The 16,009-nt window shown below is 45.6% G+C and carries 14 protein-coding genes; 8 read left to right on the top strand and 6 right to left on the bottom strand.

The genetic code is table 11. From position 1 onward, the window contains the following. Positions 1-49: 49 nt before the first annotated feature. The 4 genes from trmB (at position 50) to DKT75_RS09900 (ending at position 4,095) form a co-directional block, all read left to right on the top strand. On the top strand, positions 50-736 hold the full coding sequence (gene trmB, locus DKT75_RS09915) for a tRNA (guanosine(46)-N7)-methyltransferase TrmB (RefSeq protein WP_109823266.1): 687 nt from the start codon (positions 50-52) through the stop codon (positions 734-736). 111 nt (positions 737-847) lie between these two features. Then, positions 848-1,429 (top strand): ANTAR domain-containing response regulator, encoded by a 582-nt coding sequence (locus DKT75_RS09910; RefSeq protein ID WP_109823265.1) that lies wholly within the window; start codon positions 848-850, stop codon positions 1,427-1,429. After that, complete coding sequence (locus tag DKT75_RS09905) at positions 1,429-2,649, top strand: CmpA/NrtA family ABC transporter substrate-binding protein (protein WP_109823264.1); 1,221 nt, start codon at positions 1,429-1,431, stop codon at positions 2,647-2,649. The genes DKT75_RS09910 and DKT75_RS09905 overlap by 1 nt, the downstream gene beginning before the upstream one ends. Before the next feature lie 111 nt (positions 2,650-2,760). Further along, positions 2,761-4,095, top strand: coding sequence for an aspartate aminotransferase family protein (locus DKT75_RS09900; protein ID WP_109823263.1), 1,335 nt, complete (start codon positions 2,761-2,763; stop codon positions 4,093-4,095). 109 nt (positions 4,096-4,204) lie between these two features. Here the strand turns inward: DKT75_RS09900 and DKT75_RS09895 are convergent, their stop codons facing one another. Beyond that, positions 4,205-4,543: a TauD/TfdA family dioxygenase gene (locus DKT75_RS09895; RefSeq protein WP_109823262.1), complete on the bottom strand. Its 339-nt coding sequence runs from the start codon at positions 4,541-4,543 to the stop codon at positions 4,205-4,207. 354 nt (positions 4,544-4,897) lie between these two features. Here DKT75_RS09895 and DKT75_RS09890 point away from each other — a divergent pair, with 354 nt between their 5' ends. From DKT75_RS09890 to DKT75_RS09880, 3 genes are all read left to right on the top strand, one after another. Then, positions 4,898-6,304, top strand: a complete 1,407-nt coding sequence (locus DKT75_RS09890; RefSeq protein ID WP_109823261.1) for a CmpA/NrtA family ABC transporter substrate-binding protein — start codon at positions 4,898-4,900, stop codon at positions 6,302-6,304. Between the two features lie 81 nt (positions 6,305-6,385). Then, positions 6,386-7,321: an ABC transporter permease gene (locus DKT75_RS09885; protein WP_109823405.1), complete on the top strand. Its 936-nt coding sequence runs from the start codon at positions 6,386-6,388 to the stop codon at positions 7,319-7,321. Between the two features lie 12 nt (positions 7,322-7,333). Further along, positions 7,334-8,218 (top strand): ABC transporter ATP-binding protein, encoded by an 885-nt coding sequence (locus tag DKT75_RS09880; RefSeq protein WP_109823260.1) that lies wholly within the window; start codon positions 7,334-7,336, stop codon positions 8,216-8,218. Between the two features lie 82 nt (positions 8,219-8,300). Here the strand turns inward: DKT75_RS09880 and DKT75_RS21810 are convergent, their stop codons facing one another. Continuing rightward, positions 8,301-8,462: a hypothetical protein gene (locus tag DKT75_RS21810; RefSeq protein ID WP_158278830.1), complete on the bottom strand. Its 162-nt coding sequence runs from the start codon at positions 8,460-8,462 to the stop codon at positions 8,301-8,303. 93 nt (positions 8,463-8,555) lie between these two features. Further along, a complete protein-coding gene (locus tag DKT75_RS09875; RefSeq protein WP_245923156.1) occupies positions 8,556-9,752 on the bottom strand; it encodes an MFS transporter in 1,197 nt (398 codons plus the stop codon). A 129-nt stretch (positions 9,753-9,881) separates the two neighbouring features. On the opposite strand from DKT75_RS09875, the gene DKT75_RS09870 reads away from it, so the two are divergent. Continuing rightward, positions 9,882-10,775 (top strand): LysR family transcriptional regulator, encoded by an 894-nt coding sequence (locus DKT75_RS09870; protein ID WP_109823258.1) that lies wholly within the window; start codon positions 9,882-9,884, stop codon positions 10,773-10,775. A 33-nt stretch (positions 10,776-10,808) separates the two neighbouring features. Here DKT75_RS09870 and DKT75_RS09865 read toward each other — a convergent pair whose 3' ends face one another. From DKT75_RS09865 to DKT75_RS09855, 3 genes are all read right to left on the bottom strand, one after another. Next, positions 10,809-12,122: a type II toxin-antitoxin system HipA family toxin gene (locus DKT75_RS09865; RefSeq protein ID WP_211665339.1), complete on the bottom strand. Its 1,314-nt coding sequence runs from the start codon at positions 12,120-12,122 to the stop codon at positions 10,809-10,811. Further along, positions 12,116-14,692, bottom strand: a complete 2,577-nt coding sequence (locus tag DKT75_RS09860) for a helix-turn-helix domain-containing protein (RefSeq protein WP_109823257.1) — start codon at positions 14,690-14,692, stop codon at positions 12,116-12,118. Before DKT75_RS09860 ends, DKT75_RS09865 begins: the two co-directional genes overlap by 7 nt. Before the next feature lie 144 nt (positions 14,693-14,836). After that, complete coding sequence (locus DKT75_RS09855; protein WP_109823256.1) at positions 14,837-15,913, bottom strand: AraC family transcriptional regulator; 1,077 nt, start codon at positions 15,911-15,913, stop codon at positions 14,837-14,839. Positions 15,914-16,009: the final 96 nt, after the last annotated feature.

Raw genomic sequence — 16,009 nt, 5'->3', positions numbered from 1 at the left:
CCGTTTCGGTTTATTATTCTTTCTTTCGTTATTTTAAATCGACACATTCATGACTGATCAGCTAAAAAACCGCCGACTCAAAAGCTTTGTTCTTCGCCAAGGCCGTCTTACCTCAGGTCAAAAGCTAGCCTTAGAAACACAATGGCCACTGTATGGTATTGAGTTCACAGACAAGTCGTTAGACTTCAAAGAAACTTACGGTCGTGAAGCGCCGATTACCTTAGAAATTGGTTTTGGTAATGGCTCATCGCTAGCACATATGGCAACAGAAGCACCCGAAAGAGACTTCTTTGGTCTAGAGGTACATCGTCCCGGTGTTGGCCACTTATTGCACCTAGTTGGTGAGGGCGAGTTAACTAACGTGCGTGTTATGCATTATGATGCGGTCGATGTCATCAACCAGATGATTCCTGATGGCTCGATTGATCGCATTCAAGTTTATTTCCCTGACCCTTGGCACAAAACACGCCACAACAAACGTCGCATTATCAAAACTGAGTTTGTGGCGCTGTTAGCGACTAAGTTGAAAAAAGGTGGCGTACTGCACTTAGCAACGGACTGGGAAGATTACGCGATTCAAATGTTAGATGTGATGACCACGGCGCCTGATTATACTAACCAAGCCCCAGAAGGCGGTTACGCTGAACGTCCAGACTACCGACCACTGACTAAGTTTGAAAACCGTGGCCTAAAACTTGGGCATGGCGTTTGGGACTTATTGTTCGAACGCGTCTAAGCTTACTGTACCAATACTTCGGGCCACTCTATTACCGATTTAAGCAACGCCAGTGGCTGGCATAAAGGTTGCTTATATAATTATGTAAACCTAGTGAAGGCGGCTGAGTACATGTTTAAAGTAATGCTGGTTGACGGCAACGCAGAACGATCAAATAGCTTGAAAGATGAGTTAAGCGCAATGGATGCGACCGATGTTATCTGCGTTGATAGTAGTAAAGACCTTATGGGGCAAGTGCGACAGCATGCGCCCGACGTGATTATTATCGAGATGGCGAGTCCTGATCGTGACACGCTTGAGTCTTTGCGCACGGTTAACCGCGAAACACCTAAGCCCGTTGTTTTCTTTGCTCAACACAGTGATCATGAAACGACGGAAGCAGCCATCAATGCGGGCGTTAGCGCTTACATTGTTGATGGCTTATCCGCTAGTCGTCTGAGTTCGATTATGGATGTGGCGATTGCCAATTTTAAAGCCTTTCAGAAGTTAAAGATCGAACTTGAAGACACTAAGCTACGTCTTCAAGACCGTAAGGATGTGGATAAAGCAAAAGGTATTCTGATGCAGCACCGCAACCTGAGTGAAGAAGAGGCTTATCAGTTGCTCCGCAAAATGGCGATGGATAGAAACATGAAAATAGGTGATGCATCTCGCAATTTTGTTGCGGCGATGTCATTACTCGGTGACGCATAATGAATGCGGCACCACTTTTCAGACCCGAAAAAACCGAACTCAAAATTGGCTTCTTACCGTTAACTGACTGTGCCGTGTTAGTAGCAGCGCAAGAGCGTGGCTTGTTTGAAAAGTACGGCTTAGAAGTAAGTTTAGAGCGTGAAGTCTCGTGGGCAAATATTCGCGATCGTGTGGCATTTGGTAGTTTAGATGCGGCACACATGCTTGCACCTATGCCACTGGCTGCGACACTGGGTATTGATGGGCTTGGCATACCAATGCAAAGTGCTTTTAGTATGGGGTTAAATGGTTCGGCCATTACCTTATCTAATACGTTAATGGATGAGTTGAAAACAATTTGTTCTGACTGTTTCGAGTCAACACCACTAAAAGCGACGGCCCTTAAAAAGCTCATTGACGCTAAGCCTGATCGCAAACTCGTATTTGCGCATGTATTTCCGTATTCACAACATCATTACCTGCTTAATGCATGGTTAGAAGACGCAGGTATTGATCCTGTAAATGATGTTGAACTGAAAGTGATTCCACCTCCGCAGATGGTTGCACAATTAGCGAGTGGCGAAATTGACGGTTACAGTTCAGGTGAGCCGTGGAATCAAGTCGCAGTTCAACAAGGCATCGGCAGTGTTGCGATTACCAGTTACGAAATTTGGAATAATGGCCCTGGTAAAGTACTCGGTGTGACTCAGAAATGGGCAGCACAGAATCCACAAACGCATCGTGCGATCGTGGCTGCTTTACTGGAAGCTGCACAATGGTTAGATCATCCTCATGGTCGTTCGCAAACCGCTGAATGGATGTCGCGTGAAGACTATCTTAATGTGCCGCTTGAGCAGATTAGAGGGCCACTGATGGGGCAATATCAGTTCTCACTCGATGAACCAGCGCGTACTTTGCCTGACTTTAATTGCTTCTACCGTCACGGAGCGACGATTCCTTGGCACTCACATGGTGCTTTCTTTTTACAGCAGATGTCACAGGGTGGCCAGTTGAAAAAGTCAGTGGATCAACAAGCTGTTTTAGACTCAGTGTATAAACTTGACGTTTATCGAGATGTTGCTGAAAAGCTCGGATTGCCTTACCCATTGGATAACCATAAAGCAGAAACAGTTAATCAATCTGCTTGGGTGTTGAAACGAGCCAGTAAGCCTATTGCGATGGGGAGTTCACAGATCACATTGGCGCGTTTGTCGGGGCAGGTGAGTCAGCTTAACCCTTAACCTCAACGTTGGATAAAGTATTACACCTACTGCTAACAGGGTAATATTTCATACGAACGTCAAAGGTGTGCTGTATCATGCGCGCAATATTTAATTTTAGAAGACGACACCATGAGTAACCCATCTAAGCCAAATACCGAACGCCTACTTAAGCAATCCCATACTAATATGCCTATGGGTGTTGCTGACAGCTATCGTTACTGGGGTGAAGACAACACCGTATTTGTTAAGTCCAGCGAAGGTTGCACCATTACTGATGCAGATGACCAAACGTTTGTAGACTTCCGTTTGGCTTATGGCCCAATCATTTTGGGTTACCGTGATACGCGTATTGACCAAGCAGTCGTCGAAGCGATTACGACTCGCGGTACCATCTCAGGATTTTCCACAGACCTTGACTCTGAAGTTGTCGAGTTGATAAAAGAGATGTGTCCAAACATCGAAAAACTCCGCTTTGCAAACTCAGGTACTGAGGCCGTTCTAGGTGCAGTGCGTACAGCGCGTGGTTTTACTGGCCGTAACAAAATTGTGGTTGTAGAAGGCGGTTTCCATGGCTTGTATGACGAAATGATGTGGAAGTCCGATGTTGATAACTGGGACAACAAGTCGGGTAAAGCCCCTGAAATTGCATCATTTGGTGTCGGTATACCAGAAGCTAGCCGTGAGCATTTAGAGACTGTTCCTTTGAATAGCTTTGAAGCGATAGATGAAGTATTCGCGCGTGTTGGAAATGACATTGCCGCGATCGTGATTGAGCCTATTTTAGGTAACTGCGGTAGCATCGCGTCTTCACAAGAGTACCTACAAAAATTACGCGACATGTGTAACGCGAACGGTACTTTGTTGATTATGGATGAAGTGAAAACGGGCTTCCGTGTTGGCAAGGGTGGCGCACAGGCACTGTATGGTATTCATGCTGATCTAACGACTTATGCAAAAGCGATGGGTAATGGTTACCCAGTAGCTGCTTTTGGTGGACGTGCAGATGTGATGGATGTGATTAGCTTTGGTGTGAAAGGTGTGACTCATGGCGGAACGTATACTGCCAATATGGTCGCACTTAGTGCAGCAAAAGCGACGCTAACCGTGCTTAATGAAACAGATGCACTTGACACCATCAACAAAGCAGGCGCTGACATTCAGCAAGTGTTGAGTCGTGTATTCACAAAGCATGGCATTACCCATAAATTCGCAGGACCAGACTCTATGTTTGGTATCCACTTTGGTGACGTTGTACCGACTAACTACCGTGACTGGAAGGCGACGGACAGTGAGCTTTACACAGAGTTTGCGATGAACCTGATCAAGTACGGCATCATGCTGGAACCTGATTCGCGTGAGCCTTGGTTTATCTGTGAGTCACATAGACATGTAGACTTAGCGTGGTTGGAAGACACCGCTGACAAAGCCTTGGCTGAAGCGATTGTTACTAAGAACGCTAGCTAAAGAGTCGTATAAGTACTGAAAAAGCAAATAACGGTTCTGATTTAGAATACTCTATTGCGATCTTCGCACTAAAGTTAGTTAAGTATCTGACTCATAGCGCAACAAACTATTACGACGTGTAACGCTTCGCCAGCACGCGCAGCCGACTCTTAAACTCAGTACGGTCAACATAACAACCCCGCAAATGGCGCTTACCCGTCGCTTCATAAGACTGACGTCCATGCAGCATTCGACGGTTATCAAACACCGCCATCATACCTTCAACTAACTCGATTTGAATCTGGTACTTAGGGAGCTGTAAACGTTGCATAAGGTCACGATATGCCACGTAGTAGTCATGCATAACCGACTCCGGTAGATCAAAAATCTCCGCTATATGTGCGTTATATTTAATCTCAACAATATTGCCAAGATGATCAAGGTTGATCACAGGATGATAGTGGTAGATGACTTTAAAGTATCGCTAAAACTGATTTTTGCCCCATAGCAAAGCACAGTTACCCCTATTTTATTTTGCAATTGCCCCATCTTTGCGCACAACGCTATCACTCAAATACCCTGTTAAAAACAGTCAGAAACCGCTTTCCAACTGTCTTTTAGCGCTGTTTTCCAATAATTGGCACGTCCTTTGCATTAAGTTAATCAGCAGTTCATCAACGATGATGGAACGCAATAACTTCAGGCAAAGATGTCGAAGTTCGCAATTTTAGGGTAATGACGCCCCGTACTGAACCACAAGGTAATTCTAGGTGGCGTAGGACGGGGCGTTTTTGTTTTTTGACGATTAATAAAGGTGTTAAGCATGTTGAAAGGTCAGCAAAACGCACGTCGCTCATTTATCAAACGCAGCTTGAGTGCGTTAGCAGTTAGTGTAGCGATTGGAGCTTCAATTTTAGGCGCAAGCTCGGTTCACGCTGAAGTAGGCGAGCCAGAAAAAGAAGAGTTAAAGTTTGGTTTCATCAAACTAACGGACATGGCTCCACTAGCAATTGCTTATGAAAAAGGCTTTTTCGAAGACGAAGGTCTTTACGTAACACTAGAAGCTCAAGCGAACTGGAAGGTTCTACTTGATGGTGTTATCGACGGTAAACTTGACGGTGCACACATGTTGGCGGGTCAGCCAATTGCTGCAACGATCGGTTACGGTACAAAAGCTCACATCGTTACACCATTTTCAATGGATTTGAACGGTAACGGCATCACGGTTTCCAATGATATTTGGGAGCGAATGAAGAAGCACGTACCAATGCAGGCTGACGGCAAGCCAGTTCACCCAATTAAAGCTGACTACCTCAAGCCAGTTGTTGATGAGTTTATCGACGAAGGTAAGCCTTTCAAAATGGGCATGGTATTCCCAGTATCGACTCACAACTATGAGCTACGTTACTGGCTAGCAGCCGGTGGTATCCACCCTGGTTACTATGCACCACACAAAGGCGACACATCTGGTCAAATTGACGCGATGGCTCAGCTTTCTGTAACACCTCCACCTCAAATGCCAGCAACAATGGAAGCAGGAACGATCCACGGTTATTGCGTAGGTGAGCCATGGAACCAACAGGCTGTATTTAAAGGAATCGGTGTACCGGTTATTACTGACTACGAGATCTGGAAAGATAACCCAGAGAAAGTATTTGGTTTGAACAAAGAGTTCACTGACAAGTATCCAAATACGACTATTCGTCTAGTTAAAGCACTTATCCGTGCAGGTGAGTGGTTGGATGCTAACGACAATGCTAACCGTAAAGAAGCAGTAAAAATCCTAGCTAAGCCAGAGTACGTTGGTGCAGATGAGGAAGTAATTGCTAACTCTATGACGGGTACATTTGAATACGAGAAAGGCGACAAGCGTGAAATCCCTGACTTCAACGTATTTTTTCGTTACAACGCAACATACCCTTACTACTCAGACGCTGTTTGGTACCTAACGCAGATGCGTCGCTGGGGTCAGATCTCTGATGCTAAAGATGATGCTTGGTACGAAGAGACAGCTAAGAGCGTTTACCGTCCTGACATCTATGCAAAAGCTGCAAAAGAGCTAATTGATGCGGGTACGTTAAAAGCGGCTGACTTCCCTGACTTTACGACAGAGACAGGATTTAAGAAGCCACAAACTGAGTTTATCGACAACATTACGTTTGACGGAACAAAGCCAAACGACTACCTAAAATCCTTCCCGATTGGTCTGAAAGGCGAAGACAAGCTGTAAGGTTTTTTAACTGGGCTTAAAAAGAAATAAAGGTGAATGAATATGTCTGAGCGTAACGATAACGCTAGCAAAACATTTAGTATGGAATGGTTTTTACCAGCACTTAAAAATGCAGCCATCCCGCTAATTGGAATTTTTCTCTTCCTTGGTATATGGCAGGTGGGTGCTCCCAAGATTGTCACATCTCTCGGTGCTGTTCCTGGCCCGAGTCAAGTGTTCCAGCAGTTTGTGGGATTGGTAGATGAACACCAAGAAGCACGTGCAAAAGAAGTTGCTTTCATAGAGCGTCAAGAAGTACGTAATGCTGCAAAGTTAGAGAAAGATCCAAATGCTGTTGTTAAGATACGCCCATACACGGGTAAGGCGACGTTTTTCGATCAGATATGGACGAGCTTATTGACGGTGATGACTGGTTTTATCATAGCCTCATTAATCGCCATTCCGATCGGGATCGTTGCTGGCCTGAGCCAAACTGTTTACTCAGCGATTAACCCGCTGATACAGATTTTCAAACCGGTCTCTCCGCTGGCATGGTTGCCTATCGTAACCATCATCGTGAGTGCGACTTATGTGTCGGATGACCCGATGTTTGAAAAGGCATTTGTCACCTCGGCGATCACCGTCATGCTGTGTTGTTTATGGCCAACGCTTATCAACACAGTTGTCGGTGTAGCCAATATTAGTCAAGACTTGCAGAACGTTAGTAAGGTACTACGCCTGAGCTGGTGGACGCATGTTGTAAAGATTGTATTGCCGTCAGCTATACCAATGATATTCACAGGTTTACGTCTGTCGTTTGGTATTGCTTGGATGGTACTGATTGCCGCAGAAATGCTGGCGCAGAACCCAGGTTTAGGAAAGTTCGTTTGGGATGAATTCCAGAACGGAAGCTCTAACTCACTGGGACGTATTATGGTCGCGGTTATCGTGATCGGTATCTTAGGATACTTACTAGACCGAGGCATGCTAGTGATTCAGAAGTATGCATCTTGGGATAAGTCACAAGCACTACGTTAAGGGAATAAGACAATGACAGTTAAAGAACATTTAGTAATTTCGCAAGCGTCTATTGATTTCCCAACACCAACGGGCCCTTATCGTGCGCTAGATAAAGTAAATTTAAAGATTGCCAAAGGCGAGTTTGTGTCGATTATCGGACACTCGGGCTGTGGCAAGTCAACCGTGCTAAACCTTGTTGCTGGCCTTTATCAGGCTACTGAAGGTGGCATTATATTAGACGGTAAAGAAGTTAATGAGCCGGGTCCAGAGCGTGCGGTTGTATTCCAGAACCATTCATTACTGCCTTGGATGTCTGCTTATGAAAACGTTGAGCTAGCAGTAAAGCGTGTTTTCAAAGGCAAGAAGACAAAAGCTGAAATGAAGGAATGGATTGAGTACAACATCGGTCTAGTTCACATGGATCATGCGATGCACAAACGTCCTGATGAGATTTCAGGCGGTATGAAGCAGCGTGTCGGTATCGCTCGTGCATTGGCGATGGAGCCACAAGTACTGCTTCTAGATGAGCCATTTGGTGCATTGGATGCGTTAACACGTGCTCACTTGCAAGACTCGTTGATGGAGATTCAAAAGGACTTGGGTAACACCGTGATTATGATCACGCATGACGTGGATGAGGCGGTACTACTGTCTGATCGTATCGTGATGATGACCAATGGCCCAGCGGCTACCGTCGGTGAAATTCTAGATGTAAATCTTGAGCGCCCTCGTGATCGAGTGGCGATGTCTGAGACGCCAGAATACATTCGCTGCCGTAAGGCTGTGTTGAGTTTCTTGTATGAGCGTCATGGACAAAAAGCTGAAGCAGTGCCAGAGCCTGTGGTTGAAAAGGCTGTTGAGGAAGTTATGGCAGAGCAGAAAGAAGTATCACCTGCATTAGTATCTGTTAAGTAAAGAATTTTAAGTTTTACCTTGTTGTACCTTGAAGTGATTTGACCTCCTATTTGGAGGTCTTTTTTTTGCCTTAAAACTACTGTTAGTGTTGTGGCGCGTGATCATCAATATCATCATGTACAATCTCAACTCTAGGCTTAGCAGAAAGCTTATACATTTTATGGGCTAACCAACCCATACCAAAAATCATCGCAAGTATTGTCAGAATAACTAGAGCGCCAGATAGGCTAAATAAGTAAGTCATAAGAGTCTCTCCAATAGAGTTATTAAGTAATGAATTAACTGTATCAGGCAATCTCAATGAATAACTTGATCTATATCAATAGTCTGTAATTTATTAAATTGTTTGTAACGTAGTCGCTTTGTTGCGGCATTCCTGTCTGCACAGCCAAGCACCCGCGACCAATACACCACTTAGCGTCACAATTGATGCTGCAACGACCCCAGGGTAGCCTGCCAAATCCCAAAAAGGGTTAAGGTAGCGCGTGCCCAAACTTGCACCCATATAGTAAAAAACCAAGTACAACGACGAGGCGCTGGCCTTAGCGCCAATGGCATGTGTGTTGACCCATCCAGATAAGCTTGAGTGCGCCACAAAAAAGCCAAAGGTACTAATAAGCAAGCCGCTAATTATCATCATTAAGCTGCCTTGGAGAGTACAAAGAGTGCCGACGATAATGAAGCATGTGCCCATTATAATGCGTCGCGCACAGGAGATTTTCTTATCTATTGTGCCAATGAAAGCAGAGCCAATTGTACCGCTCGCATAGGTTAAAAATAGTAGGCCCAGCCAACTTGAAGAGAGTGAGTAGGGTGCGTCAGCCAATACAAAAATGATGTAGCTATACAGCGTTAAAACAATCATAAAATGAAAGCCGCCAATGAAGTACGCGACCAGCAATTGGCGATTGCATAGGTGTCCATAAAGTTTGTGAACGGTAGAGCTGAGACGTAGCTTTTGCGGTATAAACGACACTGAGGCAGGCAGTGCCAAAATGAAGTAACTAGTGATGATAGTGTTGATCACGGTTACTACTAAAAATACCGTTTGCCAGTCGGCTAAGTCACTGACAAAACCACCCAGTATGCGCCCTGTGATACCACCGATAGAGTTAGCGCTGATGTAGAACCCAATGATCGCGGCGACTTTAGCACGAGGAAACTCTTCACCAATATAAGCGACCGCGGTTGCAGGAATACCGCCTAGAAAGAAGCCTTGTAAGGCGCGTAACAACAGTAGCTCTTCATAACTACTCGCGTAACTCAAGGCAAAGCTTGTAATGGTGATACAGACCAAAGTCACGGACATGATAACTTTACGACCAATCGCGTCAGACAGCGGCCCATAAAACAGTAGAGAAAGACCCAGCATGAAAGTGCTGATCGTCAAGCTACGAGCGGCCTCTAGCTCGGTAAGTTGGAACTCGTTAGCGAATACAGGCAGTAAAGGTTGAGCCGCATACAAGTTAATGAATACGGCAATAGAGCCTAGGCAGAGCGCAACAATAGCGCGTGTCAGTTGCTGTGTATTCATAAGCGTCATCGGTACAAATAATAGGATGCGTGAGTATAAAGATCCGCTTAATATAATAAAAATATATGTTTGTGATGGTTTGTATCATTATATGTTGCATGAGTTCTACTGAGAGCAAGGGTGTTATTGATGGAAAGTAAGGTCTTACGTTATTTCTGTGCGGTGGTTGATTGCGGTAGCTTCACCGGTGCAGCAGCGGCACTGTCGATTGCTCAGCCTGCGATAAGTATGTCGATTAAACGGCTGGAGCAGGAGGTTGGTTTTCCTTTATTTAACCGCTTGGAGCGTCGCCTCAGTTTAACCGACGAGGGCGAGGTACTTTATCGTCACGCCAAAACCGTGACGCAGCGGGTTGATGATGCACGTAATGCCATGAACGAGCTGCAAGGTTTGGAGAGTGGCTTGGTGCGTGTCGGTATTCCTGGGATGTTGGGTTCATATCATTTTCCATCGCTCTTGATGGCGTTTCGACACCGTTACCCAGACATTAAACTGTCGATCGTGGATGCAGGCACAGTGAAGTTGCAGTCGATGTTGGAGCAGGGGGAAGTGGATTTAGCCTTTGTCGAGTCAGACACGATTTTGCCGTCACTAGAAGGCGTTTCGATTATGCAGGTGCCAATGGTGGCTGCCGTTGCGGAAGATCATCGCTTTGCTTCTCGGCCAACTATTGGTGTTGAGGAGTTTTTGCGTGAAGAGTTAGCGATATTTAAGCCGGGATATTTTCACCGTCAATTGATCGATCAGCTAGCAGAGAAAGCGGGTATTGAGCTCAATGTGAGTATCGAAACCAATCTGATTCCATTGATGAAATCATTTGTGCGTCAGGGGTTTGGTATCACTGCCTTTTTGGATATCGTCTTGCAAGAGGGTGAGGGTTTGGTGGCGATTCCGTTTACTGAAGACTTCCTGCTCGACATACAAGTTGCGTGGCGAAAGCAGGGATATTTATCGATGGCTAACCGTGCGTTTCGTGACTTTATGATTGAAGAAAGTCATCGAGGAAGCCCGTCACTAGGCTGAGTTTGTCAGCTTAATGGCGGTTAAAATGCTTGGCTATAACTGCTTTTCTAGTCGCGCTGCTGTCGTGCGCATACCATCAAAAATCGAGTTACTCACGTCACGAGAAAGGTCGCTCGGAATCAATTGCTCAGCCTTTTGAATCACTTCCTCAGTCTGAGCCAAAGCCGTCTTCACAATGTCATACATGATGTCGCGACTAAAGCCGCACTGGTCTGCTGTTGAGAGAACATGATCAATAGTAAGACTTGGGCCATACCAGTTGTAATACTGCTTGCTGCCTTTTAAGCCCATCGCCATTTTGATATCACGCTGATTGATCTGGCGGTTAGCCATGAGCGGGTAAAGCGAAAGCACATCGTAAAAAGGTGTCATTTTAAACTTGCCGCCTTGCAGTATAAAGATACTGAAGTTCTTAGCGTGTCCGTCAGGTGCGCACATCAACCAAAACAGAAAGTTGATTTTCATGAAGTCATGACGATCTTTTTCAGCATTGTCCGAGCGCTCAAGTAGCTTCATGATTTCCACCATGCCGGGGCCACCATCTGCTTGATACTTCTGCCCAGAAGAGTAACCAAGGGCTTGGCACATGTCTTCTTGCGGCAAGCGCATGATCCAGCTTTTATCTCTGGATAGCCGACGGTCAAAGCGCTCAACAGCCAGCACGGTAGTGTCGGCGATGGTTAAGCGGTCAGCATTGGTAATGTCCAATCCATATAAACGCAAAATGTTTAAACAGAGCCACTCATTATCAACACTGTCGGTGAGATCAATCGAGTTATGGTCAATCTTACCAATCGGCAGTTTAATAATATGCGTGGTCGGCGTTGTGCCTTCGGGCGTTTGCCATTGATTGTCATGCCAAAGAAAACCGGTTTTATCCTGCGCACCTGCCAATGATATTCGAAAATCTTCGTGTGAAGGTGTCATGCCTAGTGGTGCGGTTCTGCTTGAAGCGACTTTCTGTTTTAGGTCATCTTCGGAGAGCGGTGTACCGACAATGGCGCGTAATAAATGAGGCGTTTCATCTGAGCGATACAGTTGAATAGCCCCGATGCAGTCTTTACCAATCGCTTCTAATAAATCAAAAGGGTGGTTACTGCGTACAGCAAAGCGTTGTTGTATATGCGTTCGAATCGCAGGGTTGTCAGGCAGTAAATTGTCGAAAAAATTATACACCTGATCGCCCGTGTGCAGCGCTGGCTCAGTCGGTAAATGCATTGAAATAGGGCGCTTGTCGGGCGTGGTTAGCCATGACTCATCATAGCGAAAAGACATACCGCCTTCGCTAGATTTGCGAAGGTGACCGATCAACAAACCATTCATTAAAACCGTTAGTGTTTTCACCATTCTTCGCTCCACTCTTGTTGTGCTTCGGGCTTAATAGCGCTTGGGCCGATGAGTGCAGCCACCTTATTATCTCGTCGGTGGTAGCCAGTCTCATCAATCAGCACGGTTGCTTGAGCGATATGATCTTGGATTTTATCTTGGGTGGTATCATCCAGAAGTTGTTGCTGCCACTGCTTTAATAGCAACTTCGCCATGGCTAGATGATAGTCAGTTAAATAAAGCCGCATACCTGAGGGTGATGCAATATCAAATGCTTCCGCCAAGTCCTGATGCGCTTGCACAAATAAGCCAGTTTCACGACATAGAGCAGCACGGGCAATAAGTCCTAGCGGCAATAAGTCTTTGCGACCTAAGTTACGGAGGGAGTTAACTGTTTGATCTATAGCCTCAAGCGAGTACTCCCCTTGTGCCAATGCGCCTCTCACAAGGTTTAACGTATTAAGCGTCAACGGTAATAAAGAGGCTGACGACGGCTTGGCTTGAGTAAACCATCGGTTAATTTCAAGCGTGCTTTGTGTCGCATCATCCAACTGTTCTTGCTCAATCAACAACTCACCATATCCCCAAACCGCATCAAGGTAGGGCGCTTCTAAATTGCCTTCTTGTTGAATGGTTTTACAGGCTTGGTAATAGTCCAATGCACCTTCAGTATCACCCGTTTGGTATAATGCGCGGGCATAAACAGCGCGGGATATCGCCTTTTTAAGCGTATCTTCTGAGTTGTCTGCATAGCTCAAACCAAGCTTGGCAGTTTCTAATGCCTCACTCAGGTTGCCTAATGTGAGCTGAAGTTGGCAAAGGTCTTCCGAGTAGGTTGCTGCGGCTTCCCACTGTCCAAAACTCACGATAATAGAAAGGAGTTTTTTTGCAGGGCGATGTGCTTCTTTAATACGCCCTAGCGCCTTCAAACTCATCGCTGCGGATGACGTCAAGAAGTAGGTATATTCATCGGGCAAGTCACCTTTAAAAGTATCCCAAGGCACTGCAAAGAAGTTGGCAATCGTCGCTAACTCGTCGCCAAAGGCACCCAGTTTAACCGTGAGGTATAACTCGTTTTGTCGGCAAATACGCTGCCAATAAACATCCTCAAAAGTTTCTTCGTAAAGCCCTGCGGTACACCCATGTTTAACCGCATGGAACAGCGGCTGCATTTCTTCTAGGGTATCCGGCTGCTCTTTATCAGGGACTGCTTTGTAGTATTCATAGAGGCATTGGTGCGCTTGCTTCCACGTCTCTGGTTGCTTGCTCGCTAACTGCTGGCCAAAGTACTCACGTATCAGAGGATGACAGTCTAGCGATTGGAAGTTGTGATGGTCATCGTCAAACTCAGCTTGGGTGAGTATGTGATGATCATTACGCAGACTATCAATCGCTTGATACCAATCTTCTTCAGAAATACCCTCAGTGAGGTCTTTAATGTTTGCCTGCCAAAGGGCCTCTAGCGCAGACAGCGTCACTGGATGATCGAACATGCCTAGCAGATACAGTAATGAGAGTTCTGCTGTGCCAGCAAACCAGTCTTGATACGCTTGCATGACTTTGAATGCATGGCGGCTGTTCTTATCTCGGCTGCCCTGAATCAGCGGCGGCAGCACATTTCGCTTATTAATATTACCTTGGTAACGCAGTCTGAGTAGGTTTCCCAATAAGCTCAACGCTAACGCATGTCCAGCGTAGTCGATAACCGCTTGGCGAATAGCTTGGCGTGGGCCTTTAACACCTAGCGACTCCAGCAAGTTAATACCGTCAGAAGTTTCAAGATTTTGCAGGTTATATGACAGCACCGAGTTGCGATCGCTTAGTTCATACACCGCGATACGGCTAGTGATGATGCACAGCTTGCTCGGCTGACCTGCTAAATTTTTCAGTAAACGACTGAGTGCGCGATCTTTAAGCTCGCCACGGTTAGCAGGGTCAGCGTGTTGCATTGGCTCTAGCCCATCGAGGACTAATAAACACTGGCGAGCACGCAATAAATTCGCAAGATAATCGCCTTTCTCTTCGTCCGAAGAGAAAGTGTGCTGATCTGCTTGCAGCAGGTTTAAAGCGTGTTTGAAAAACGGGCTAGTCGAAAGCTGTTTATTAACCGTCGCACCTTGCGAATAAAACGACCATGCAATCATCACGGGCGCTTTGTCGCGTGAGTTATTTAACCAATGGCGCAGAAGCTTTGTTTTGCCCGTACCACCGGGTGCGATGAATTGCAGGATATTGATTTCAGGATTTGCTAAGGCATCATCTAAAACAGCTAGCTCGCGCTCGCGGCCAATAAACTTGCCTGAAACCGTGGGTAAGCGGTCGGAGTACATGCTGTTGGTATTTAACGTGGGTGGGCTGACTTCGGGCATTGTGCTCTGCTCAAAGAATTGCGCCTGTGTCAGCTCAAACGCATGCAGTATCTTATCGATAGTTGTTTGCTGGACGCGCTTGTTTTTACCAGACAACAAGCGGGAAAGCTGTGGGGTCGACAATCCTGTTTTTTGCGCTAACTCTGATTGTGTCCAACGTTTGTTTTGTAATAGCTGTTTGACTCTTTTGATAAAGAGTTCAGATTCAATGGTGGTGGACACAGGTTTTGCCTATCGTTGGATTGAACGATCAGGGTATGTTTTTGTTATCAATTATGTCAATAAAAATGTTAACTATGTTAAAGGGTGCATGCAATTTTTAACGTCAATACTTTGATAGTAAAAGCACCTCCCACTTTAAGTGAGTTAGCTAGTTGGTTGACGCTTTTGCTCTCGCCACTGACTTGGGCTAAGTCCCGTCACTCTTAAAAACTCACGGTTGCAGTTAGACTTAGTTTGGAAGCCTGTCTCTAGTTGCAGTTGAATAATCGGTTGATCACTCGACTCCAGTAACTCACAAAGTGCCTGCACTCGGTAAGCATTGACATACTGCGAGACATTGATACTTTTGACCTTGTTAACCGCTGCGGATATTTGGCGGGTAGGGATGCCAAACTTACGCGCTAGTTTGGCGAGGTTGAGATCAACGTCTTTGTACAGTTCTGTCTCACGCATAAATTTATCGAGGCGTTCAACCAGTGCTTTATCAGTACTAAGGTCAGTGTCTGCTCTTTCAGTTTCCTTCGTTGCACTTTGGTCGGGTACACTTTTTAAAACCGACTCACCATTAGCTTCGACTACTCTAGTTTGAGGCTGACTTTGACTCGCCAATGACGCAACAAAACCCAAAGCAAAGATCATAGGGATATTGGCAAAGGTGATTAAGCTGGCTGCGTACTTGCCGCCGAAGATTTCAATATCGATAAAGATAACGACATCAAGTACTGCAAATAACATTAATATATAAGCGGTAGCGTAAAGGCCTTTATGCACCGTCGTGACTTGTTCTAGTCGAACTGTTTTTAAAGCGCTCTGGCCTTGACGTGCAAGCTTTAGCAGTAGGTATCCATAAAACACATCTGTCGCGATGATGAGTATATCAATCAGATCAGGCATAAGCAGTATTTGTAATAGGACTGCTACGACAGGAAGTGCATGTACGTAGTCCTTTCGCCAGATTATTGAAGCACCTTCGATAGTCAGACTACGAAAACACAGCCACGCCAAAATCGCCCAACTCACCGCGCATACAGCCATGATTGGTTGCACTGCCGTAATGCCGTATCCCCAACGAATACCAACCAATGCTGTGCCAAGTGTATAGGTGCTAATCAGCGTTAAAAATAGCTGACTAGAAGGCAAGGTTTCGCGCTGTTGGTAGAGCCGAAACAGAATAATGCACAGGAGCAATGTCAGTACAAAGGGGAGCGGAATAAACAACATAATAAGATGATTAGTTCTCTATAAATACAGCTTGAGTATGGCCTATATCTTGATTTGGAACGACCTATATCACGATCTAGGGCGCGCAATAGCAGG

This window comes from Leucothrix arctica (assembly GCF_003172895.1).
GTDB classification, from domain to species: Bacteria; Pseudomonadota; Gammaproteobacteria; order Thiotrichales; family Thiotrichaceae; genus Leucothrix; species Leucothrix arctica.
This window is presented reverse-complemented; position numbering and strand designations above follow the sequence as displayed.